Annotated in this window: 18 protein-coding genes, 1 tRNA gene and 2 pseudogenes; 4 read left to right on the forward strand and 17 right to left on the reverse strand. The window is 35.7% G+C overall.

Translation table 11 applies throughout. The features are described from left to right. The 14 genes and pseudogenes from AC13CQ_RS10780 to AC13CQ_RS10845 form a co-directional block, all read right to left on the reverse strand. Positions 1–1,275: a S8 family serine peptidase gene (locus AC13CQ_RS10780; protein ID WP_482882890.1), complete on the reverse strand. Its 1,275-nt coding sequence runs from the start codon at positions 1,273–1,275 to the stop codon at positions 1–3. Beyond that, positions 1,224–2,612: a S8/S53 family peptidase gene (locus tag AC13CQ_RS10785; protein ID WP_482882891.1), complete on the reverse strand. Its 1,389-nt coding sequence runs from the start codon at positions 2,610–2,612 to the stop codon at positions 1,224–1,226. The genes AC13CQ_RS10780 and AC13CQ_RS10785 overlap by 52 nt, the downstream gene beginning before the upstream one ends. Continuing rightward, complete coding sequence (locus AC13CQ_RS10790) at positions 2,605–3,585, reverse strand: AAA family ATPase (RefSeq protein ID WP_482882892.1); 981 nt, start codon at positions 3,583–3,585, stop codon at positions 2,605–2,607. Before AC13CQ_RS10790 ends, AC13CQ_RS10785 begins: the two co-directional genes overlap by 8 nt. A 38-nt stretch (positions 3,586–3,623) precedes the next feature. After that, the gene (locus AC13CQ_RS10795) at positions 3,624–5,204 is read right to left on the reverse strand and encodes a type IV secretory system conjugative DNA transfer family protein (protein WP_311687452.1); all 1,581 of its coding nucleotides are present in this window, start codon (positions 5,202–5,204) and stop codon (positions 3,624–3,626) included. A gap of 12 nt (positions 5,205–5,216) precedes the next feature. Continuing rightward, the gene (mobB, locus tag AC13CQ_RS10800) at positions 5,217–6,248 is read right to left on the reverse strand and encodes a MobB family relaxase (RefSeq protein ID WP_311687450.1); all 1,032 of its coding nucleotides are present in this window, start codon (positions 6,246–6,248) and stop codon (positions 5,217–5,219) included. An 11-nt stretch (positions 6,249–6,259) separates the two neighbouring features. Next, positions 6,260–6,640, reverse strand: a complete 381-nt coding sequence (locus AC13CQ_RS10805) for a BfmA/BtgA family mobilization protein (RefSeq protein WP_139067549.1) — start codon at positions 6,638–6,640, stop codon at positions 6,260–6,262. 432 nt (positions 6,641–7,072) lie between these two features. Beyond that, entirely contained in the window at positions 7,073–7,270 is a 198-nt protein-coding gene (locus AC13CQ_RS10810) for a hypothetical protein (RefSeq protein ID WP_139067548.1), read from the reverse strand. A gap of 22 nt (positions 7,271–7,292) precedes the next feature. Further along, a pseudogene (locus tag AC13CQ_RS10815) lies at positions 7,293–7,673 on the reverse strand (DUF6876 family protein). 78 nt (positions 7,674–7,751) lie between these two features. After that, positions 7,752–8,108 carry a single-stranded DNA-binding protein gene (locus AC13CQ_RS10820; RefSeq protein WP_008612811.1) on the reverse strand — a complete coding sequence of 119 codons (357 nt, stop codon included), beginning with the start codon at positions 8,106–8,108 and terminating at the stop codon, positions 7,752–7,754. Positions 8,109–8,118: 10 nt separating this feature from the next. Then, positions 8,119–8,331 (reverse strand): hypothetical protein, encoded by a 213-nt coding sequence (locus tag AC13CQ_RS10825; RefSeq protein WP_482882893.1) that lies wholly within the window; start codon positions 8,329–8,331, stop codon positions 8,119–8,121. Between the two features lie 666 nt (positions 8,332–8,997). Then, positions 8,998–9,834: pseudogene (locus AC13CQ_RS10830) on the reverse strand (DUF932 domain-containing protein). A 248-nt stretch (positions 9,835–10,082) separates the two neighbouring features. Continuing rightward, complete coding sequence (locus tag AC13CQ_RS10835) at positions 10,083–10,490, reverse strand: hypothetical protein (RefSeq protein ID WP_008612814.1); 408 nt, start codon at positions 10,488–10,490, stop codon at positions 10,083–10,085. Positions 10,491–10,841: 351 nt separating this feature from the next. Then, complete coding sequence (locus AC13CQ_RS10840; protein WP_008612815.1) at positions 10,842–12,095, reverse strand: site-specific integrase; 1,254 nt, start codon at positions 12,093–12,095, stop codon at positions 10,842–10,844. Between the two features lie 227 nt (positions 12,096–12,322). Then, positions 12,323–12,397 (reverse strand) — tRNA-Pro (locus tag AC13CQ_RS10845). A 212-nt stretch (positions 12,398–12,609) separates the two neighbouring features. On the opposite strand from AC13CQ_RS10845, the gene AC13CQ_RS10850 reads away from it, so the two are divergent. Continuing rightward, positions 12,610–13,725, forward strand: a complete 1,116-nt coding sequence (locus AC13CQ_RS10850; protein WP_474506683.1) for a PQQ-dependent sugar dehydrogenase — start codon at positions 12,610–12,612, stop codon at positions 13,723–13,725. Positions 13,726–14,109: 384 nt separating this feature from the next. Next, entirely contained in the window at positions 14,110–15,303 is a 1,194-nt protein-coding gene (locus tag AC13CQ_RS10855) for an MFS transporter (RefSeq protein WP_008615492.1), read from the forward strand. A gap of 85 nt (positions 15,304–15,388) precedes the next feature. Here the strand turns inward: AC13CQ_RS10855 and AC13CQ_RS10860 are convergent, their stop codons facing one another. Further along, complete coding sequence (locus AC13CQ_RS10860) at positions 15,389–15,994, reverse strand: hypothetical protein (protein ID WP_474506684.1); 606 nt, start codon at positions 15,992–15,994, stop codon at positions 15,389–15,391. 129 nt (positions 15,995–16,123) lie between these two features. Between AC13CQ_RS10860 and AC13CQ_RS10865 the strand changes: the two genes are divergently transcribed. After that, a complete protein-coding gene (locus AC13CQ_RS10865; RefSeq protein ID WP_474506685.1) occupies positions 16,124–17,626 on the forward strand; it encodes an ATP-binding cassette domain-containing protein in 1,503 nt (500 codons plus the stop codon). A gap of 298 nt (positions 17,627–17,924) precedes the next feature. Further along, the gene (locus AC13CQ_RS10870) at positions 17,925–19,391 is read left to right on the forward strand and encodes a Gfo/Idh/MocA family protein (RefSeq protein WP_337901301.1); all 1,467 of its coding nucleotides are present in this window, start codon (positions 17,925–17,927) and stop codon (positions 19,389–19,391) included. 114 nt (positions 19,392–19,505) lie between these two features. Here AC13CQ_RS10870 and AC13CQ_RS10875 read toward each other — a convergent pair whose 3' ends face one another. Next, positions 19,506–20,138, reverse strand: a complete 633-nt coding sequence (locus AC13CQ_RS10875; RefSeq protein WP_474506686.1) for a hypothetical protein — start codon at positions 20,136–20,138, stop codon at positions 19,506–19,508. Between the two features lie 4 nt (positions 20,139–20,142). After that, positions 20,143–22,563, reverse strand: coding sequence for a TonB-dependent receptor plug domain-containing protein (locus AC13CQ_RS10880; protein WP_474506687.1), 2,421 nt, complete (start codon positions 22,561–22,563; stop codon positions 20,143–20,145). Positions 22,564–22,572 lie beyond the last annotated feature (9 nt).

Consider the following 22,572-nt stretch of genomic DNA (forward strand, 5'->3'; position numbering starts at 1 on the left):
TTATAGAGTAGGCCTAATTCGTGTTTGAACTCGTTGCCTAATTTCTTCATAAATTTTTATGTCATTATTTTCCTTGACTTCTAAAGTAACAGACAATCCATATTTAATTGACAGTTTTCCAAGCTCAGATGCGTCTTCTCTGCAATTCACTTTTATTTCTAAAAAATCTCCATCAACAAAGACGTCAGCCTTGTCCCCAATAAGAATATCGTGTTGCACAGTTCCTAATTGTGTGGTTCGGAAATCATAATATGATCTATCTAATTCGAGATGATTATTATGCTTAAGATTATCAAAAAATAATTGTGCTTTACGATATTGTCTTGTTTTAAAATTTAGAGGACTATTGTAAGCTAAAGTTATTGTTAGTTTTTTATCAATCCTTCCCTTAGTAAGTGATGGCGGCAATGGAAATCTATATAAATGGGCTTGGCCATCGTAAAGCTTTCCGTATCCGATAATGGTTACTCGTTTCTCAGTGCAATATAAAATGCGTTCTGGATCTATACCCCCATACCCTAGATAAGGCAATACGTTTTTTTTTGAAGTATTTGCAGCTGAGCCTGGTAAATCCTTAATTAGTTGCAATAAAAAATCTGAACTTTTACTCCAACTAGCACTATGTACCAATAAACTTTTAATAATTACAGTAAGAAAATCTGATGGTATAGATTTATCTCCAGAATTATTTATAGAAATTAAAACATCATAAAGTTGGGCAGCAAGACGAGATGTCAAAGCTGCTGCATTTGAAGTACCACACAAATACCCAGACTTATTTATTTGTCCTAAAATACCTGGAAATGCAGATCTGTTTCCGGGAGGATTTACATTAAATGGGCTTGATTCTAATTTAAGAAGCGTTTTCCCTGGTAAATTTTGAATTGGAGATTTTCGAAATAACTTCCGCCCACCTGACGTTATAATTTCTGGCTTTATGCTCCTTCGGAAACCAAAACCAATCCGGCTTATTGGAGATAATAAGGAGGATGACTTAATCAGATTTTTCCTTTGGTATAAATTATTAGGCTTTGAGAAATCAAAATGTGCCGCACCAACTGTAATAGAATTTATTGATTCAGCTGGTGCCAAAATCTTTCTATTAAAATTTGTCCTAACTATTTCCTCTAAAGCTAATTTTTGTACTTCATCATCAGAGAGATTATCAAATTCATCATCTGGGATTTCCAAAGCGATATCGTCACTAAAATTTCCAGCACTAATTACAAATAAGATATCGTATTGATAAGAAAGCCAATCCAGTAATTTTGCCAAGAGCTCATATTGTTTAAGAAAGGTCTAAAAGCGTCTCCAATAGAAAAATTAATGATCTTTACCTCAGGGGCTACTGGAGGATTGTCCGCATCTCCCACTTTCATCCTTAGAACAGCCCTATGTACTAAATCTATTGGTAAAACGTCATCTGGAAGACATTCTCCTTGATAAAGTTGTGTGTCCAATTTCATTATAGGGCGGACATATAAGGGTCTTTTTAATATCGATTTTTTCTCATTATCTAAATCCCCGTGAATAATAAGAGAAGCCATTGCGGTACCGTGAAATCTTTGATTACCCGTATAATTACTGGAGAAACCATCAGGATCATCAATTTGTAATCTATTTTCTAATAGAGAATGATTTGCTAAGGGAAGACCATCAAAAAGTGCAATGACTGGATGGCCATCTGTGGGTTGTTCATCATTTTCTTCAACATTGGGCAACTTTTTTAATTGCTCAATATCTTCAGGAGTTTCAAAAACCATCTGTCCTACAGGACGAAAAAACAAAACTTGTTGCGATTTTAAAAAGGAAATATTCGTATTCTCCGTAAGATCATCAAATACTTGAATTGGAGCCCTTGCAATAAAAGCGTGATATGATATCTCGGAGATTATAGTCCTTGAACCTTTCACTTCTTCTCCGTTATGTAAATTCAGGAAACGGATTACTTCTTCATAGGCTATTCGATTGGCTTGGTCACTATCTTTAAAGGCCAATTCTATTTCAAATCTTACGAAATCAAAATCGTACAATTTTCTTTCCTGAATATATTTTTCAATACCTGTATCACGTACCCTATCACTAACATTATAGGGTCTAATATCCTTTAATTGTTCAAAAAGCGATCTGAATTTTGCAGTCCCTCGCTTAAAATTTTGTTTTTCTTTATCTTTCTTATATTCTCGCCAATATTTCTGAAGTTCTTTAAGTGCCCTTTGGTTGGTCATAGTGAGGTAAAATCTGGCATCAACATTTTCTTCAGATCTATTACCGTTTTTATCTATGTTATAGAAATCATCTTCTGCCTCGAACTCAGTCTCATATTCAGCTAAAAACTCCATTCCTAGAGTCATTTTCACAGCTTTAAAAAAATCTTTTATTTCTCCGGCAGTTTCTAACACTAAGATCATTTCAGGGATAATATTCCCTACTTCCTTTTGTAGTGAGGCTGACCTATTAGAAAGTACACGATCTAATTCCGTTATCTTTAGTTCATTTCTTTGAATTTGTTGAGTTTTGGTTGGGATGAACATTTTACCAGGAAAACCTTGTTTTTTAGATTTTTCCGCACTTATAGGGAATGGGAACAAAAGAATTGGTTTTTTAACCATTCCCTAAAGAATATTTATGCTCCATTTGAACAAGGCATTCATCCACTAACCTTTTTACGTTTACGTCAGGGAGCGACAATATATATTTACGTTCAACATCGAGGATAAACTCTTCAATCTCAGCAAAATTAAGACCTTCGAGCTTATTTGCTATTTTATCAATAGGATATTGCAAATCGTATTTAACACGCTGTTCAAAGTTTTTGAGCCAAATCTTTATCATTGACTTATCCGGAGCTTTTAACTCCAATCTTACTTGGAACCTTCTCCATACAGCCCTATCCAGAAGTTCGGCGTGATTAGTTGCTGCGACAACTACGACATAGCTCGGCAAGCGATCAATCTGAAGAAGTAATGAACTTACAACTCTTTTAATCTCACCCGTTTCGTGAATGTCCCCACGTTCCTTTCCTATAGTGTCAAATTCATCAAAAAATAAAATACATTCTTGCGTTCTAATAAAATCAAAAGTTGTTTTAAGCCGAGTAGCGGTTTCTCCTAGGTAACTACCAATAATACCATCATATCTCACAACGTAAAATGGAATCATTAAAGATTGAGCTATGACTTCTGCGAGAGAAGTCTTTCCATTTCCAGGAGGACCTGCCAATAGAATACGATTTCTAGGTTCTAAATTATAGGATCTCAATAAGTCACTGCGATGGTGTTCCTGGATAAGGTCTTGAATGACGGCTTGATTTTCGTAATTTAAAATCACATCATCCAAAGTCTTTTGAGGGTAAATGCGATATAAAAAACTGTCTAATCCATCTTCCAGTAAACGATTATGTATAGGTTGGTTGGATTGAGGCTTCGAGGCTTTGGAAAGTGCATCTAATAGTTGTTGAGCTACAATATGATGTTGTTTACTCTTTTCTTCGGCAATAATAGATTCAACAACCTTTCTAAAAAGGGTATTGTCTCCGTTAGTTCCGGCTTTAACTAATTTTAATAATAAATCTGCTCTTGCCATTTGTACAAATATAATATTCTGATTTGTTAAACTATAATTTAATTAAAAATTGATCTCACTTCCTGATAAACTCTTTCAAAATTAGCTTCTAAGTCAGCCTTGGAAAATTGCTTTTCCTCCTGAGGAACCTGTCTTTGAATTTTCTGCAATTTGAACTGCACCTTTTTATCCTCCCCATCAGCATAAGTAATAAACTCCCCCTGCTTTAAGCGGAAAAACACATCTGCCCGTATTTTGGGTGTTTCCCGTTCCCCGGTAGTAATGCGTGTATCAAAATCAAGACTATAACCACGGTTGATGCTGGTAGTTTCCTTTTTAACGATCTCGAAAAAGCGTTCATAATACTTAGCGGTGTCCGGATCATTGACTTTTCCGAAGAATTGATAAGAAAGATTACTCAGAATTGCTTTACTCGCCTTATCACCATACATCATATCATTCTGGATCTTGTCCTGCATTACGTAAACTGTAGCAATATCATAACTTCTTAAAGTAGCCGGAATGCGGTGCATATTTAATAATCGAATTGTTGGTGCTTCTTCCATCAACAAGAAAGAAGGCATACAATTGCGCACACTCATTTGTTTAACGATGGTATGAATTATTGTGGCTATAACTGGCGAATAAGAGGTCTCAAATTTAGGATTGTTCACTACTGATACCACAGCAGGATTTTCCGGATTATTAATATTTAATGGCACTTCATCTGCGGAAAGAGCCATAAAAATATTTTGAGTACTTATGCGTTTCAGAGCATTGGCCAGGGTACTTTTTACACCCGCGGTCTGTCGTTCGGAATCTTTGCCGCTAATAAAGGCATCTGCCATAGCTCTGGAGGTGGTATTGGTCTCTAAAAACTTTATGAGACTATCCGTGTCCAAATATTGATAGATGGCGATTAGATGGGGTAAGGTGCAGAATTGTGGATAGGATGTTTTCAGTTTCCAAATCAATCCGCCTATCAAACCTTCAGCTGCATCGTTAAAAAATTTAGAGGTACCCGTGGTTCCCATTTCCCGCTGTTCCAGAAGATTTTCAATAAGTACCCGGGAAATCTCATTTACACTTTCTTCGTTTTCAAGATACCGGGGTGCAATGGGGTTTACCCTATGAATAATTTTGTCAAAGGAGATTATACGAAAAGGAATATCCCAATTTTTAAAAAGCGGATACGCCATTTCGGTAAGTTCAAAATCCTTATAGTCGTGAATAACCCCACAGAAGCTATGTTCTTGGAAATGTTTTAAAAATCCGTAAACCACGCTTTCAGTTTTACCACTTCCGGCAGATCCAATAATCGAAGCTCCACGTTTGATATTTTCAATTTTAAAACTTTTCTTATCTGTTTTAAAAGTTACACGATATTTTTGAGAGGTATTTTGCTTTAAATCCGGTTTATGCAGAAAAACGTAAAATACCGTATTGACCAACAATAGAGGACAACCTAAATAAAGTAGTGCTTTTATCATATTATGCGGATAATACAGATAGGCTATTAATCCCAAAAGCAGCACAGTATTTAAGAAAAAGGCATATTTTGAGATCCGATACAGTCCATAAAATACTGAAGCTGTCAAAACGATAATTAATAGTATATGTAGTGGATTGGCTAGTTGCATTATTGTTTTTCCTTAGATACCTATTGAACTTGATTTTATAGCGATGTCCACACCACGCCTCAACCGATTAAATACTTTCATTGCCAGTTGTGCCTGGGTAACCGGAATATTTGGTAGCATTGGAACATCACTTTCCTTCATCATTTTAAAGGCGATTGCCCTTTCATTGATGGGCAATTTCATCAGCGATGCAAAATAGATTTTAGGGTTTTTGATAAAATCCTTCCGAGCCTTATAGGTCTCTGCAAAGTTTCTTTGATAGACAAAAGTCCTGTCAAAGGTCTTTTCTGCCTGGTCAAAAAACTGATCACGGTGAAAGCCCCGTTTTACATTCTTACCGTGCATCTCGACTTCCGATGCCTTATGCTTGCTCCCTGGTGAAAGGCTAAAGGTATTGGAGGCATCCTTTCTGCTTACAATGATATGGATATGACTTTGATTTCCTGCCTTTGGCATCCCCTGGACAATTCGCTTTCCATCCTGTTGGTGCGAAGCTTCCTTTTCCAATCGATCAATTCCACTCTGCAATAATTTAATATTGCCTTCAGATCGCCCCTCCTTAATGTTTCTGATTTTTGTTTTGAGCTGAAGGATTTTCGTTGCATATGGCTGGTTTTCCCTAATCTGCCAATCCGTTCCCTTAAAAGTTCGTTGGTGTTCTATTTTTGCGTAATATTTTATATCATCGATGCTAATCGGTCTTCCGTTGATTTCCCTATTGAAGGATGCCACATAGTTCTTCATCAGTTCACGGGTGTATCTTTTTAGATCCTCGCTATTGTTCTGTAACCGGTTCAGTTCATATTTGGAAGGGCTGACCGTAATCGAATAGAATTTTGGTTCCGTCTTTTTGAGTTTGGAACCATTTCCATCAATTTCCTTTACAACTTCATCCGCTGATATTTCATCATCATATTGATTGAAAAAATGTTCCATAGATCCCTGCTCCAGATCCTGATTTTCCTTCTCCAGGTAGCCCACAAAATCCGCTGAACTTTGCGAGTAATTGTTCCCTAATTTTTGAGGTGTGATGGTAATGTACATAGCTCAAAAATTTACAGATTGTTGTTCCCGTTTAGCTTTTCTCGAAAGCGTACTTCATTCTTTTCTTCAATGATTTTCTTTTCCAAAATTAACGGTTTCTTTTTGGGTTCTTCGGTTTGAAATAGGGATTCCAACATTGCTACAGTGGGTTTGGTCTGGCTCTTTTCCATATCCCTCATAATGGCAATCACCGCATTGATTCGCTTCTTGATTGAAGCTTCGATTGTCCTTCCCGTAGGTCCTAGTTTTTCTTTTGGGGAAATTTCGTTGTAGAAGAAAAAGTCAAGCATTGTTTCTAATGCTTCGGTGTGTGATTTGAAGTGTGTTCTTGAAAATTCCTGAAAACGTTTTGCCGTTTCCTTTTTAAACCTGATGCCGATAAATGAGTCCATAATTCGCCGATTTGTCGCAAATCCTTCCCTAAAAATGGGCGTTTGCAGCGTATTTGTCGCAAATTGTAGAAGGTCGGGAATTTTATATTTTTTCAAGTTACTGAATATCAGTTATTTGAAAACGAAAAGGAGTGCCAAACATCGCATCGCGTGTTACCCTCTTGCTACTCCTTTTCGTTCGCCACAGGCGAACGAAAATTCCGTACAATTTGGTCAAAAGACAATTGCCAGTTCTAGGGAAATAATTTCCTGTTATGTGATTTTTCGATGGGCAGGGCTATCGGCGAAAGTCAAAAAATGGATGACCCTACGTAGAATTGAATGCTGTATTTCAGCGAAATAAAGATAACAATTTTTTATTTAATTGAATGTGTTTAAGTAAAAAAGACCTCTGAAAAATTCAAAGGTCTTTCCGTTAATATTTGAACAATTTCAGATATTAAACACATAGGTGTAACTGTATAAATTCCGTAGTGCTTCTTCCTCGATCATCACATCAAAATTGGTGTGATGTTCTTTTGAATAGTTCCGAATGTCATCGCCAAATTTTTGCTCAACGTCGTTTTTTGAACTTTCCAAAAGCCGTTCTTGGGCTTCCCCGTTCAGGTCTGAAAAATTTAGATAAATCATAATTTTTAGGTTTTTGAAAGGGTTAATATTCGCTCGGCAGCATCAACGTATTATCCACAAAAAATAACCGTAGTTCATCCAATGGAAAATCCGTTACATTATATCGGTGGGTCTCAAAAATATTCCCGTTTCCATCGCTATAAATTATCTCGGCTTCGTACCCAGAATGATCCTGTTTTTAATTAGATAGCCTTTTAAAGTCGATGGTTACAAAATAGCTTTTATCCATCAAGGTTTTAGCAAATGCGGAGGTATCTGTAATCAGCCAAAAACATTCCGCAGCTTCCGCCAAATATTTCATTCCGTTGGTGTACCGGGTTCTTAATAGTGGGATTTGAAAAATGGTTTCTGAACCGTGAAAATGTTGCAATCCCTCTTTGATTTCGTTAACTTGTGCTTTCATTGTGATTTCTATTTAAGGAGTTAATAATGAAAAAAGAGGGCGCAACTTTAGACGGAAACGCCCTCTTTAATTTTTAGATTAATCGGCTGAATTATTGCCGTTCTTAGTTCCCAACAAAAGGATTTCATTGGCTTCCACTTCGGTAACATACCTTTTGATACCGTCCTTGTCCTCGTAGCTTCGGGATTTCAGTTTTCCCGTTACCCCGATTTCTTTGCCCTTTCCGGCATATTTCTCGATGATTTCGGCAGTTTTGCCCCAGGCTACAATCGTGTGCCATTCGGTATTTTGGACTTTTTCGCCCTCGCTGTTTTTGTAATACTCATTTGTGGCGAGTGAAAGACGGGCTACCTTTTTACCGCTTTCAAGGTTCGTGATTTGTGGCTCTTGGCCAACATTTCCGATTAACTGTACGTGATTTTTTAAAGTACTCATAATAAAAGAATTAAAGATTAATTAAAATGCTACCCGAACCCTTCGGATAGTTTGGGTTTATATTTTTTTGAAGTGATTTACTTATTATATCCAGAGCGTTTTCCTTTTTTTGTTTTTTTAGTCCCGCTTCCTTTTTGATGTTTTTGTAAGATTTCATAATATTCGATTTAGATTTACTTCCCATAGAGCCGTCCGCTGTTACCTTTTTTTGTTGCTGATACATTTTCAATATTTGGAATTAATAAGGACTTATAAAAGGGAGGTACGACCGGTTATGCAGTCCGTTTAACTTCCAAATGTTGGTATTTTGCTTACAAAAAAACGGTTGGGACAGCGGCGGTTCGGGAGTAGGTCTAAATGCCTTTTGTGAAGTACAAAAACATAGGAAGCGGGACTAAATGATAAAATGGAATTCCTATCAGGCGGACTTAGCTTTAAAGATGTAGATTGGGAATGAAGTGTTCCTGCCGTTTTTCAGGCAGGGTTAACGTAATGGAAATCGGAATCTTTAGAGTTGTGTCCAAGACCTTTGCAGGAAAGCTCTTTGCCCGGAATGCAGCTTTTCGCGAAATGGAGCGGCAATGTGCTGACCGGATTATAAAAACGGATTATCCTCTTAAAGTAGGATTTCAAGCGGACTTAACTTCAAAGGTGTAGATGGGAATGGAGCGTTCCTGCGTATTTCAGCAGGATTAGCGCAATGGGAATCGGAAGCTTTGGAGTTGTGTCTAAGATCTTTGTAATGAAGCGCTTTTCCCGGAATGGAGCTTTTTCTGCGAAATGCAGGGAAATGGGCTGAGTGGGATTGCAAAGCCAACTTTTCAATTAATTTCTTTTGCTGAAAATAGAAAAAATCCAGTTTAAGGTACCGGATGAACCTTTAATGACATCAAGCCATTTCATAGACAGCATTGAACAGTTTTTTGTCCAAGCGTTCCTGTTGTGAAAAGCTTTTCTTCAATTTATTGTGAAGCATTTGGTTAAAGGCATTATAGCCTATCCATAAATTGGGTTGTTCATTGAGTAGTAGGGCTTCATTATCCAGAATTTCAAGGACTTCCCGGGATTTCTTTGAAGGATCATTGTTCTTGTCACTACATTCATACCGAAACAATTTAGTTCTGTGCAAGATATCCTCCACAAATTCTTTGGTGTCGATGATCTTAAATTCCCTCATCCTGTCGAATTTCTTGGTAATGGTGTAAAACTCATTGTCCAAGAACTTATCGAACAGATTGCTCAACCGTGGCATTATCAGGTCGGTATTGTTCTTACTGTGCTTGATTGAAAACTCAATTTCTGATTGTGAAACGTGCAGTCCATTGGAGCATACCTGACGTTAAAATCCAAAATGCCCAGACGTTTTTTCGCTACCATCATAGGAGTTTTTGAACCGTAGCATTGGCAGTATCAGGTCTTTTTCATTCTTGACCGAGAATTGGCTGTTGTCATCGATGATAAAGTCGGTTATGAAAGACCGGTCATCCCTATTGATCGTGCGCTTCTGATAATTCAGTCCGGCACCGGTCAACATTTCCTCGGCTTTTTTGAAGTACAATTCGTTCGGTACGTGGCCATAGCTGTTCGATACCACGTTGACAATCTTGCCATTTGATACAATGACATTTTCAAGCCCCCTTCGGGATTCCATCTGGGTCAGACTTTTCAAGGATTTCATTTCTGATGGAACGAAGATTTCATCCTGCTGTAAATTTGATAAATACATAACATTTGATTTTAGTTAAACAATTAATATTAAGCTAGAGCCAAACGGAAGATAAAATCTCGGCTCAAAAGGAAACGGAATAAAAGGAGTGAGGAACGAGCCCGGTTATGCCGTAGTCTTTTGATGGGAGTATTTTACGAGTTTACCTTTGCGCACATATTGATTGAATACTTTACCTCCCTTTTTTAAGGAAAAAAGAAAACCTACTCTTGCGAGTAGGCTTCCTGTTTAAAAGATTTAAAGTTACCTTAGAGTTCAAACTCTACAATTTGTTCCTCAATCTCGGATTTTCGTTCCTCCAAAGTGGACTGTAAGTGTGTTGTGACCAATTTGATAAGGTTCGTATTGGTCGTTTTAAACTCCAAATTGTGGGAATCCCGGATATAAAATGAAGCTGAATCCCCTTGGTTGTAGTTGAATTTCGTCAACTCGTTCAAGGTTTGGGATAACCGTTCCCGTTGGGTGGCCAATCCTCTCAGTTTTTCAAAATTTTGGATTCGATCATCCAAACTGATGGTAGCTTTTTTGGATGCTACCGCTTTTTCTGTAGAAGCGGTTTTTCCGATAGCTTCATCGGTCAGTTTTTTCTGTACTTCTTTTTTAACGGATGCATTTTCCTTTTTTGCAGTTCCGTTTTGTTTTACTGTTGTTGCCATAATTAAAATTTTTAAATTAAACATTATTTTAAATCGTTTTGGTAGCTTGTAAGGCAACGAGCAATACCAAAACAGGGCATTAACAGCCACAGGTAGGAAGGGGCAAGGTATGAGCGGTTATTTTTCGCAGAAAAATGTTCGGCATCCCGAAGGGCCTGGCCTTGACCAAGCGGTGGGATGTGGCTACATTTGCCCACGGTTTGGTTTTGGTTGCCTCAGCTGACCGAAACAAAAAATGACTTAACGCAGAAATTTATGGCTCAATAAAAAACCAAAATCTGCAAAGGATTTGACGAGAAAAAATAAGAGTGCCGACTGGATTAGAACCTAAAAGCTGTTTTCCAAACCGAATTATTGATAATGCACCCTTGTTTCGGCCGTGTCCTTGGTGTTTAATTTAGTGCGTAACGAACGCATATCCGATGATACCTTTTGCTCGATAACCCGGGCATAGATTTGCGTTGTGGAAAGCTTGGTATGACCTAGCAATTTTGAAACGGTCTCAATGGGTACGCCATTTGAAAGCGTAACTGTAGTGGCAAACGTATGTCTGGCCGCGTGGAACGTAAGCTTTTTATTGATTTTTAGAATTATCGCTATTTCCTTCAAATATTTGTTGATTTTCTGATTGGAAAATACCGGAAGCAGCTTTTCTTGCTTGCTTTTAGGATCTTGGTCATATTTTTTCAGTATGTCAAGGGCTTTATCCAACAGTGGTATTTTTACGGCTTCATCGTTCTTTTCCCTTTTTGTAAATATCCAGTAATCTCCATCGATGCCTCGTACAATATGGTCATCGCAAAGTAATTTTACATCGATATAGGACAGTCCCGTATAACAGGCAAAAACAAATACATCCCTCGTTTTCTGGTGCATCACTTTTGAAAGCTGACCAGATTCCAAAACTTCAAGTTCCGACTGGGACAGAAATGCCCGTTGGTGTTTTGTGAACTTCAGCGAGAACCTTACAAAAGGGTCTTTTTCGATCCATTCCAACCGAAGGGCAAGGTTCATCATCTTTTTCAAGCGTTCCAAGTGTTTCATAACCCCATTGTTCTTTAGGGGCTGTGAACGGTTTATGGATTTTCCGTTACGTAGGAACTGTTCAAAATCAATGATGAATTTATAGGACAGTTGTTTCAGGAAAACGTCATTGGTCTTTAGTTTGTGCTTCAGATACCGTTTGATATAGCGTTCCGTAGTGAAGTAATTTTTCAAGGTGCCGGGTTTGAGTACCGAAACCATATTCTTATTGTGATAGAAAACCAGTTGAAGCAGCGTTTTGTGCTGTTCATCTTCCCCAAGATATCGGGCTTTGATGGCCTGGGCGGTAACGTATTTGGTTTCGCCCAGAAGCTGTTTGTGGCATTCCAATAAATCAGAGTACACCTGGTCAAGGTAAACGTTTAATGACTTTCCATCGGAAGTCCTTAGCGTTGACCTCTTGGAACGGGTATCCCAATAGGTAACCGATGTAGATCGTTTTAAACTGATTTCGGCACGTTTTCCATCGACCGTAATACGGGCATAAATAGGTGCAAAATCATCTTTTGCTTTGGCCATACTCAGCCAAAAATGAATGGTAAAAGTCTTGGAAGTCTGCATAAACTCTCGCTTTAAGTTAATAATCGATTTGTTTACGAAAGTCAAATCGCTGCGAAAGTCAAGTCTATTGAATTACCAATGTAGTGAAAATTCTGGTAACAATTTAGGTAACCGAATAGGTAACCTTTGAATTGATATTAAAGCCAATCTTATGATTTCAAGAAAAATGAAAATCATTGATTTTCATAAGATTAGCTATATTTTAGTGTCTATTGACACCGTAATTGTCGGGGTGGCAGGATTCGAACCTGCGACCTCCGCGTCCCAAACGCGGCGCGATAACCGGGCTACGCTACACCCCGAAAACTTTTGAGTAAAGTTCTGCTTTTAAAAGATAAATACTAAACGTTAGTATGTCTTGTTTAAAGCGGGCACAAAAGTATGATTATTTTTTTAAAATATCATTATAAAACTAAAATTTTTTAATTCAAAATAGTGTTGATAAATATTACTATTTGATAGGCAATTAGTTGTGAGTTATTTTTTTTAATTATATTATCAAAAAAAAATAACTATGAAGGCGAAAATATATTTATTAATGTTGATCTTAATTCAATTTTCTTGTGCTCAGGAGGACAAAACAATTTCAACTCCCGAAACCATTAATTATACCTTGGAAACTGTTGTTGATGGGATTAATATTCCATGGGGAATGGTTTTTTTACCTGATGGAAGTATGCTAATAACAGAAAAGTCTGGTAAATTATTTCAGTTTAAAAATGGTCAGAAAACAGAAATAGCACATAACTTAACTGTCTATGATAGAGGACAAGGTGGACTCTTAGATATAGAACTTCATCCCGATTACCAAAATAACGGGTGGATATATATAACATATGCTTCTAATGAAGGCGAAGAAGATGGAGGGAATACAGCTATTGCGAGAGGGAAATTAGAAGGAAATTCGTTAGTAAGCACCGAAGTTCTTTATAAGGCAGAGCCTAACACAACAAAAGGACAACATTTCGGTTCTAGAATAGCTTTTGATAATGACGGATATCTTTATTTTTCAATAGGAGAAAGAGGGGAAAGAGATGTAAATCCTCAAGATATTACTAGAGATGGAGGGAAAATTTATCGTTTACATGACGATGGTAGTATTCCAGATAGTAATCCTTTTGCAGAGCAGTCTGGAGCAAAACAGGCAATTTATAGTTACGGACATAGAAACCCTCAAGGGATGTTAAAACATTACCAAACTGGAAAAATTTGGGTTCATGAGCATGGTCCTCAGGGTGGAGACGAGATTAATATTATTAAAAAAGGAGCAAATTATGGTTGGCCAGTAATTAGTTATGGGGAAAATTATAACGGGACTTCTTTTACAGACATAACCGAAAAAGAAGGGATGGAGCAGCCTATCTATTATTGGGTGCCTTCAATTGCGCCTAGCGGAATGGCTTTTGTAACTTCGGATGTTTATCCTGAATGGAAAGGTAATTTAATGGTAGGGTCTTTAAAGTTTGGTTATTTAGAGCGAATGGTTTTAGAAGGTACTAATGTAGAAAAAAGAGAAAAAATAGTAGAAGGAGAAGGAAGGGTAAGAAATATAAAACAAGGACCCGATGGTTTTTTGTACGTAGGAATAGAAGGGAAAGGAATTGTAAAGTTGATTCCTAATAAAAAATAATGTTAGGTTATACTTAAATATCGAACTAAATAAATTGTTGTCAAAAATAATAGTTAATTAATCATTAATGTGCGAGTAAAAATATAAGTCCGCTTCGCTATAAGAAAAAGACTAAATCTTAACTATCAAAAAATAAGTTGTTTAGAGGGGCGGTATTGCTAAAAATCCTCTTTTTATTCATTTTTATTAATAGCGTAGAATCTATTTTGAAAACCTCATTTAAACCTTGATATAAGTGGAGTCCAATAAATTCCGTTAACTTTTATCGGACAGCAATATTAATTAATGATATTTTTTTACATATACTAGATAATAGAGTATAGGAAAAATCATTAAATACGCGGTATTTTTGTAATAAATTAATAATTGTTTTAATAAAACCAAATGGCAGGAATAACAAATAAGAAAGCATTATTGGCATTAGCAATAGGAGGCTTTGGTATAGGGATGACAGAGTTTGTTATTATGGGGATTCTTCCCGATGTAGCTACTGCTTTAAATATTACAATTCCGCAGGCAGGACACTTTATTTCTGCTTATGCATTGGGAGTTGTAGTAGGTGCACCACTTTTAACTAGTATTGGAAATAAATGGGCTCCTCATAAAATGCTTTTGTATTTAATGGTTTGGTTTACAGTTTTTAATACACTCTCCGCGTTTGCAGATAGTTACTATTTATTATTAATTTCTAGATTTTTGTCGGGCTTACCTCACGGTGCTTTCTTCGGAATTGGAGCTGTGGTGGCTGGGAAATTAGCTAAAGAAGGTAAATCGGCCAAAGCAATTGCAACTATGTTTTCAGGGTTAACTGTGGCAAATGTTATTGGAGTGCCTTTAGGAACGTATGTGGGACACCATTTTCATTGGAGTATTTCGTTCATGATAGTTGGAGTAATAGGTATTTTAACAATGTTAAGTATCTATTTCTGGATGCCTGAAATAGAAAAAACAAAAACTAAAGGTGTAAAAGAAGAGTTTAAACTATTCAAAAACTTAGACTTTTTAGGGCTAATTGTTTTAACAATGGTAGGAACTGGAGGTTTCTTTGCATGGTATAGTTATATAGCACCATTAATAACCGACGTGGCTGGTTTGAATGAAAATATAGTGAGTTATGCAATGATAATTGCTGGTTTAGGAATGGTAGTAGGGAATTTTGTAGGTGCAAAATTGGCAGAAATATTTACTCCTTTAAAAGCGGTAATTATTAGTTTAGTGGTCATGGTAAGCGTTTTGCTTCTTAATAGTTTTATAGCTTCTAGTGGTTATATTGTTTTATTAATGACGTTTATTATTGGAATGGTTGCTTTTACGGTGTCTACTCCAATTCAAATGGCGGTTATAAAAAGTGCTAAAGGTTCCGAAATGTTAGGTTCTTCTGCTAATCAAAGTGCTTTTAATATGGGAAATGCGTCGGGGGCATATTTTGCAGGGCTTCCAATAGCTTATGGGCTTAGTTATACTTCTGCAAGTATAGTAGGCGCTATAATGGCTTGTAGTGGTGTTATCTTGGCTGTTTCAATAGTATGGTATAGAAAACAAAAAGCTTCTAAACAGCAACTAGCTTTTCAAAATTAATCCCTTATAGAGGTTCCTATTAACTTTATGAGTTTTAATCAATATTATTTTCCTTGAAAGGAGTCTTAATGTGTGCTTTTTAGATTTAATAGGTATAGGTTTTAGCTTTGCTGTATTCATCGCTAAAAAGAATTTCGGCATGTCCGCTAGGGGCATCATAAGGAGCTTTTTCTAAGATGCTTGGGTTTGAAGGATATTTGCCTTTATTATAGCTAAGTTCCTTAAAAACTCCCGAGTCTTTTATTAAAAGAATGGACCATCCATTTTTCTTCGTTTTTTCAACAAAGAGCGGAGGATTCATAACAGAGAATTTAGTTATAGGTTTTAAATTAGCATCCAGCAGTAATAGTGTGCAGCCTCCCGAACCACAAAAATAACGGGTAAAGAAGTTGATAAAGATTTCGTTTTTACCATCTTCATTTAAATCTATTTCATAAAATTGAAACTGCCTGTCAGTTTCTTCTAAAATAGCAATGTCATTTTTTAAATAATCGGTTTTTAGATAGGTTTTAATTTTTTCTGCTAATTCATCGTTTACTGTTTGAGGAGCATAAACTTCTTCAACTGACTTTTCTATTTCCTTTTTAGGACCTTCAATAATAGTTTTTTCAGTAGCGTTACTATTTTCTTTTTTTGCTTCTTTACAAGAAATAAGAAAAACTAATATCAGAAATAAAGAAAGAGGTTTCATAATTGTTTTAGTAGATTTTATTATAAAGATAATGAAAATTAATTTTAGGGTATCTTTAAACTTGTACCGTAAATGTTATTGTTATTTTACTAAGAATATACGAAATTCGTCAAGACAAATTATATTGAAATGCCAGAGTCTAAAACAGCTTTTATTGAGTTATCTAATGCGAATTTAACGATTAAAAATCATCTTATTTTAGATGCGATTAATCTAGAAATACACAAGGGAAATTCGTTAGCAATTACAGGAAATTCCGGAAGTGGAAAAACATCTTTAGCTAATTTAATTCAGATGAAGAAAACTCCTAGTTCTGGAGTGGTAAGGAATCCGTTTAAAACCATTTTTGTTTCGCAGCAAGATCATTTTAGTGAAATAGCTGGAATGGCAAGTACATATTATAGTAAACGATATGAGTTTCATGAATACGAAAATCAGCTTACCGTATATCAATATTTAGAGCGCCTCAATAAAAAGGAAAGGTTTGTAGAAGGAAGTTTGGAAGAGGTGTCTCTTTTTAAAACTTTTAATATTACTTATTTATTTGAAAAAAGTTTACTTCAGTTAAGTAATGGAGAACGGAAACGACTGCAATTAGTTACTGCTTGCCTTCAAGATCCCGAAGTTTTAATAATGGATCAGCCGTATATAGGCTTGGATGTAAAATCAAGAGGGAATTTATCTGATTTTTTAAAAAGTATTTCTGATAAAGGAATAATGATAATTCTTATTTGTGATGTTTCCGAAATCCCATCATTTATAGCAAATGCCATCGTATTAGAGCAGGGAAGAATTGTTCAGCAAGGAATTCCTTCAGAAATTAAAATTACAGAAGCGCAACAATTAAAGCTAGATAATTCTATTGAAGTTGATGCTTTGTTGCAAGAAAGTTCAAATTATTTCAAGGTTATTGTTGAAATGAAAGATGTAAATGTATCCATGAGTGGTAAGTCAATTTTACAAAATGTAGATTGGACTATCAGACAAGGGGAGTGTTGGGCACTTTTAGGACATAATGGCGCTGGGAAATCTACTTTATTGAGTTTAATTACTGCCGATAATCCGCAGGGATATAGAAATCATTTAATACTTTTTGATAGAAAACGTGGGAGTGGGGAAAGTATTTGGGATATAAAGCAACACATCGGTTTTTTATCTCCAGAACTTCATTTGTATTTTATGCGAGGAAAAGGAATTGCCAATAGCGTTCCGGGGATTACTACTACAGAAGAAACTTACAGTACTCTGAGTTGTTCGGATGTAATTATTTCTGGTTTTAAAGATGAAATAGGAACTGTTTCTATTCCTACAAAACATCAAGAAGAGGTGGCTAGTAAATGGCTTGATCTTGTAAAATTAACTCATTTAAAGAATACGTTGTTTGTAAATGCTTCTCTTGGAGAGCAACGTGTTTTATTGCTTTTAAGGGCATTGGTTAAAAGTCCTTCGTTGCTTATTTTAGACGAACCATGCCAAGGAATGGACAGAAATCAAATTCAGTATTTTAAAATATTATTAGATTATATCTGTGCTTCAAAACATATAACCATGATCTATGTTTCTCATAGAGAGGAAGAAATCCCAAATAGTGTTACTAAAATTTTGAGACTAGAAAAAGGGAAGACTGTTTAAAATCCCTCATAGAGGATCTAATTTCCCAGAGCCTGTTCTGAGTATATCAAAGTGCTCTGCGTTGAAATTAATTAAATTTTTTTCCTTTGAATACCTTGTGGGCTTGCTTCGACTTAGTTGATTTTTGTATTTTTTTATGTTAAAATTTTAGTGATAGCTAAATGTTTTCATACATTTATCCTGTTAGTTGATTTTTATAGTATTTGAAATCATTTTTTTTGACTGTTTTAATAAAACGTTTTAGTAAAATTAGCTGACTTTTAATTAATTTGTTAAAAACAACCGTAAACTTATTATTATGAACGAAAAAAACCAGAAACCAAAAGGAACATCGCGACGCTCTTTTATTAAGAACAGTGCTTTAGCTTCTTCATTTTTAATTGTACCAAGGCATGTTCTCGGCGGAGTTGGATATATGGCTCCTAGTGACCGACTAAATATTGCTGCTATTGGTGCAGGAGGAAAAGGACAAAGCGATATTATAAATGCTTCTGTAAATGGAAGAGAGCGTGTGATTGCTTTATGTGATGTGGATTTTTCGGGATCAGCAGCTGCAACAGTTAAAAAGTTTCCTAAAGCTAAATTGTATGCCGACTTTAGAGAGATGCTTGATAAGGAAAAGGATATTGATGCAGTAACTATTTCTACTCCAGACCATGTTCATGGTCCTGCAGCAAAATATGCTATGGAACGTGGAAAACATGTATATGTTCAAAAACCAATGACGCACAATATCCGTGAAGCAAGAATGCTTACACAAATGGCAAGAGATCAAAAAGTGGTTACTCAAATGGGGAATCAAGGAGGGTCTAATCCGTTATTAAATATGGTTCAAAAATGGGTGGATTCTGGTAAACTTGGAGCTATTACAAAAGTAGAAGTATGGACAAATAGACCTGTATGGCCGCAAGGAGGGCAAATGCCTGCTCCAGACCCAAGTAAAAAACCAGATGCATTGAGCTGGGATTTATGGTTAGGCCCTTCAAAAGAAACGCCTTATATTCCAAATATACATCCATTTAACTGGCGTGGCTGGTGGGAATATGGAACAGGAGCTCTTGGAGATGTTGGATGCCACCTAATAGATATTCCTTTTAGAACCTTGGATTTAATGTATCCAAAAGCAGCCGAATGTAGTGTTGGGTCTGTATATTCACAAATGTGGACACCAGATTATCACCCAGAGGGTTGTCCGCCATCGTCATTTATTTCTATAGATTTTGATGCTACCGATAAAACTAAAGCACCATTGAAAATGACGTGGAGTGACGGAGGGATTCGTCCTGCACATCCAGATATTATTCCTGCAGATAGTGATATTGGAGGGAAAGGAAGTGCTAATGGAGTTTTAATTCATGGTGAAAATGGAATTATTTCCACTAATATTAATGATAGTTCTCCGTTAATGCCTAAGCTTTATTTAAATGATGGAACTACCGAATTTGGTCCAGAAGTAGAGGAGATGCCAGAACCAGAATACGGACACCAACGTAAATGGGTGGATGCTTGTAAGGCTGGATTTAACAGTAAAGAACACAAAGGACTTACTTCTTCGTTTGACTATGCAGGACCTATGACAGAAACTGTTTTAATGGGGAATCTAGCTATTAGAAGTTTTATGCTGAAAAAAGAAAATGCTAAAGGAAATGAAGAGTTTTTCGGACGTAAGAAATTATTATGGGATGGTGAGAATATGAAAATTACTAACCTAGAAGAAGCAAATCAATTTGTTACTAGAACTTACCGTAAAGGTTGGGAGATGTAATTAAAGATATGGTTATTTGCTTATAACCGCAATTATGAGTTCGAGCGAAGTAACGAGTTAATCAACTCATACTTCGCTCGATTTATTTTAATAATTTTTTTTAAAAATTATTAATTACTTGTCGTACGGAAATTTACGAGTAGACTTACGCATCATAGCTTCAATAATGTCATAAGTGTTTTTACCCGATTTTCTAGTAATTACCTTTTCGTATTTCCAAAGAAGTTTTCCTGTAGCTCCATCACTTAATTTAATGGCAATCCTACCATAATCTGAAGTCCCAGAAATAAAAGACATAAAATCAAAATCTGTAGAAACCCCTTCGGAAATTAAGGCATTTAGTGTAAGGTCTCCTGAAATAATAGCATCTACATTCAAAATTTCACATAAATCTTGGGTAGTGTAAATGTCTAAATTCATTAAATCTATGTTTGCTTTTGATAGCAGTGCATTGGTGTTTTGTATGTCTTGAAATTCAATGCGATAATCTTTGCGTTGATGCATTTTTAAAAAGTAAGTTTCAAGAGCATTTTGTACCTCATAACCTTCTTTTTCTTGAAGTTTTTCTAATTGTTCATCTGTAAGTTCTTTGTTTTTTAGCTCTAAACGAGCCTCAAAAGGAATAATAGCCACTGTTTTATGGTTGCTACTTAAGGTTTCAAAAGAATCGCTTTGATATATTGTTTTTTGACTATATCCTAGTGCACTTATTAATAAGACACTACATAAAATTATAATTTTCTTCATATGTTTAGAACCTCAATCCTGCTTTAATATTAAAAACTCTTCCTGTCATGTAGTTTGGTATGGCAAATTGGCTATTGGTGTAATAATCATTTACCCATGTGTTGGTAATTGAATTTTGGATGTCAAAAATATTGAAAATCTCGAAGCCTACCTCAATTTCTTTGAATTTGTTATTCCGTTCTTCATTTTTAACTTTTCCTTCACTATTCATAAACACATAAGTAACACCAATATCTACTCGTTTGTATGCTGGAAGTCGCGATTGATATTCGTAAGGGTCGGCATAATTTGGAGAGCCTCCAGGAAGTCCAGTGTTGTAGACACCATTGAGGTATAATTTTAAATTTGGAATAGAAGGCATATAATCTTGAAAGAGTACTGCAAATTTTATTCGTTGGTCGGTAGGGCGCGGAATGTAACCTCTTTCATTTCTATTTTCTTTTGTCTCTAAGTAGCCAAAGCTTACCCAAGATTCTGTTCCAGGTACAAATTCTCCATTAAGTCTTAAGTCTAAGCCATACGCATAGGCTGTTGCATTGTTTGTTGCTTGGTACCGAATGCGAACATTTTCAATGTTATATGGGTTTACATCGTCTAAATATTTATAATAAACTTCAGAAATTAATTTAAAAGGGCGTTCCCAAAGTTTAAAACTGTATTCGTTACCTAAAATAAAATGATACGATTTTTGGGCTTTCACATTCGGATTTACATTGCCTAAACTATCGCGCATTTCTCGGTAGAGAGGTGGTTGTTGGTATAAGCCACCAGAAATACGAAAAAGCATGTCTTTCTTCCATGCTGGTTTTATTGAGAATTGTGCTCTTGGACTAACAATAAAATGAGATTTTGAAGCAATACTATCTCCAGAAACATTCCAAAATTGTGCTCTTACCCCTGCATTAATCCATACTTTGCTACTTCCAATAGTTGTTAATCTACTCCATTGTGTATGTCCAGAAACTCTATTATTCTTAACCTTATTTTCCGCATCAATAGTATTAAAGTCTGGAATTACCCATTGGTTTGAAGAGTCTAAACTGTCAATAATTAGGGTATCTACTGCTTCAAATTCGTTGATATGATCTTTAATTCTTTCATGCGTATATTTTACTCCCCATTCTAAAGTGTTGCTATCTTTTTCGAAAAAACCTTTATGCTGAAAATTAAAAATCTGAGCATCTAAGTTGTTATTAGCATATTCATATTGGGAGCCAATATCTTTATAATCTCCTATCAGACCGCCCAGATCCGTATTTATTTCTCCCATTTGATATTGAGAAGAGATGTTATAATTTTCTTTTTCGCGGGTATTATATAAGGACGCAATAAATTTTAAAGAGGTATTTTGGTTAAGCTGATAATTAGCTTTTAGAGCCCCAAAAACTGTTTTATAGCTATCTTGTTCTTTTCCATTATAATTCACACTAATAGCTGTAGGAATGTTAAAAGTGCCAATAGTTGTTTGTCTGCTTTGTGGTTTATAATCATATTCATTTAAAGAAATGGCGCCTAAAAAATGAAGTTGGAATTTCCCTGAAAATCTATAGGTCATAAACGTTTGCGCATCTGCAAAAACAGGATTGTAATTTGTTTTGGTGTCCTTGCTATTAACAAATAAGCTGTTGTTTCTATAGCGAATGCCAGAAGAAGTTGTAAATCGGTTATTCTTGGAGCTTGTTCCTAAATAAACGCTTCCTCCTAAAAAACTAGCATCTATAGCAGCTGTTAATTGTGTAGGAGTTTTGTAAGTAATGTCTAAGACTGAAGAAAGTTTATCGCCATATTTTGCTTGAAAACCCCCTGCAGAAAAGTCGATGTTTTGAATTAAGTCGGTGTTTATAAAACTCATTCCTTCTTGTTGACCAGAACGGATTAGGAAAGGACGGTAGATTTCAATTTCGTTTACATATACTAGATTTTCGTCATAATTACCGCCTCTTACAGCATACTGAGTGCTTAATTCGTTATTGGAGTTTACCCCTGGAAGCGATTTTAATATATTTTCTACTCCAGCATTTGCTCCTGGAATGGTTCTAACGGTTTCGGGATTTATATTTTGGATTCCCTCGATTTTTTTTTCTTCAGAAGATAAAACTAATACTTCGCCAATCTGTTCTATTTGTGTTTTTAGAACAGGGTTAAACTCAAAATTTTCGGCAGATTGAAGGTTTATTTTTAGCTGAATTTTTTTAAATGAGAGATGATTAAAATGAATGACAATCTCCTTTTTTGCAGGAATTATAAGCTGATAAAATCCGTTTTTGTTACTTGTAGTAGCAATTTCTTCAGTAGAAATAGTAGCACTTTCAACAGGAATATTTTTTTCGTCTAAAATAACACCACGAATGGTAGCAGTTTGACAGTAAAGCGAATTTAATGTCAGAAAAAACAGTATAGGAAAAATCGCTCTTTTAAAGTTCAATGTCAGATT

Source organism: Galbibacter sp. L-19 (genome assembly GCF_056857615.1).

Coding starts and splice junctions, on each gene's coding strand:
- AC13CQ_RS10785 (WP_482882891.1), bottom strand. CDS start 2,612: ATGGTTAAAAAACCAATTCTTTTGTTCCCATTCCCTATAAGTGCGGAA.
- AC13CQ_RS10790 (WP_482882892.1), bottom strand. CDS start 3,585: ATGGCAAGAGCAGATTTATTATTAAAATTAGTTAAAGCCGGAACTAAC.
- AC13CQ_RS10795 (WP_311687452.1), bottom strand. CDS start 5,204: ATGCAACTAGCCAATCCACTACATATACTATTAATTATCGTTTTGACA.
- mobB (WP_311687450.1), bottom strand. CDS start 6,248: ATGTACATTACCATCACACCTCAAAAATTAGGGAACAATTACTCGCAA.
- AC13CQ_RS10805 (WP_139067549.1), bottom strand. CDS start 6,640: ATGGACTCATTTATCGGCATCAGGTTTAAAAAGGAAACGGCAAAACGT.
- AC13CQ_RS10810 (WP_139067548.1), bottom strand. CDS start 7,270: ATGATTTATCTAAATTTTTCAGACCTGAACGGGGAAGCCCAAGAACGG.
- AC13CQ_RS10820 (WP_008612811.1), bottom strand. CDS start 8,108: ATGAGTACTTTAAAAAATCACGTACAGTTAATCGGAAATGTTGGCCAA.
- AC13CQ_RS10825 (WP_482882893.1), bottom strand. CDS start 8,331: ATGTATCAGCAACAAAAAAAGGTAACAGCGGACGGCTCTATGGGAAGT.
- AC13CQ_RS10835 (WP_008612814.1), bottom strand. CDS start 10,490: ATGGCAACAACAGTAAAACAAAACGGAACTGCAAAAAAGGAAAATGCA.
- AC13CQ_RS10840 (WP_008612815.1), bottom strand. CDS start 12,095: ATGCAGACTTCCAAGACTTTTACCATTCATTTTTGGCTGAGTATGGCC.
- AC13CQ_RS10850 (WP_474506683.1), top strand. CDS start 12,610: ATGAAGGCGAAAATATATTTATTAATGTTGATCTTAATTCAATTTTCT.
- AC13CQ_RS10855 (WP_008615492.1), top strand. CDS start 14,110: ATGGCAGGAATAACAAATAAGAAAGCATTATTGGCATTAGCAATAGGA.
- AC13CQ_RS10860 (WP_474506684.1), bottom strand. CDS start 15,994: ATGAAACCTCTTTCTTTATTTCTGATATTAGTTTTTCTTATTTCTTGT.
- AC13CQ_RS10865 (WP_474506685.1), top strand. CDS start 16,124: ATGCCAGAGTCTAAAACAGCTTTTATTGAGTTATCTAATGCGAATTTA.
- AC13CQ_RS10870 (WP_337901301.1), top strand. CDS start 17,925: ATGAACGAAAAAAACCAGAAACCAAAAGGAACATCGCGACGCTCTTTT.
- AC13CQ_RS10875 (WP_474506686.1), bottom strand. CDS start 20,138: ATGAAGAAAATTATAATTTTATGTAGTGTCTTATTAATAAGTGCACTA.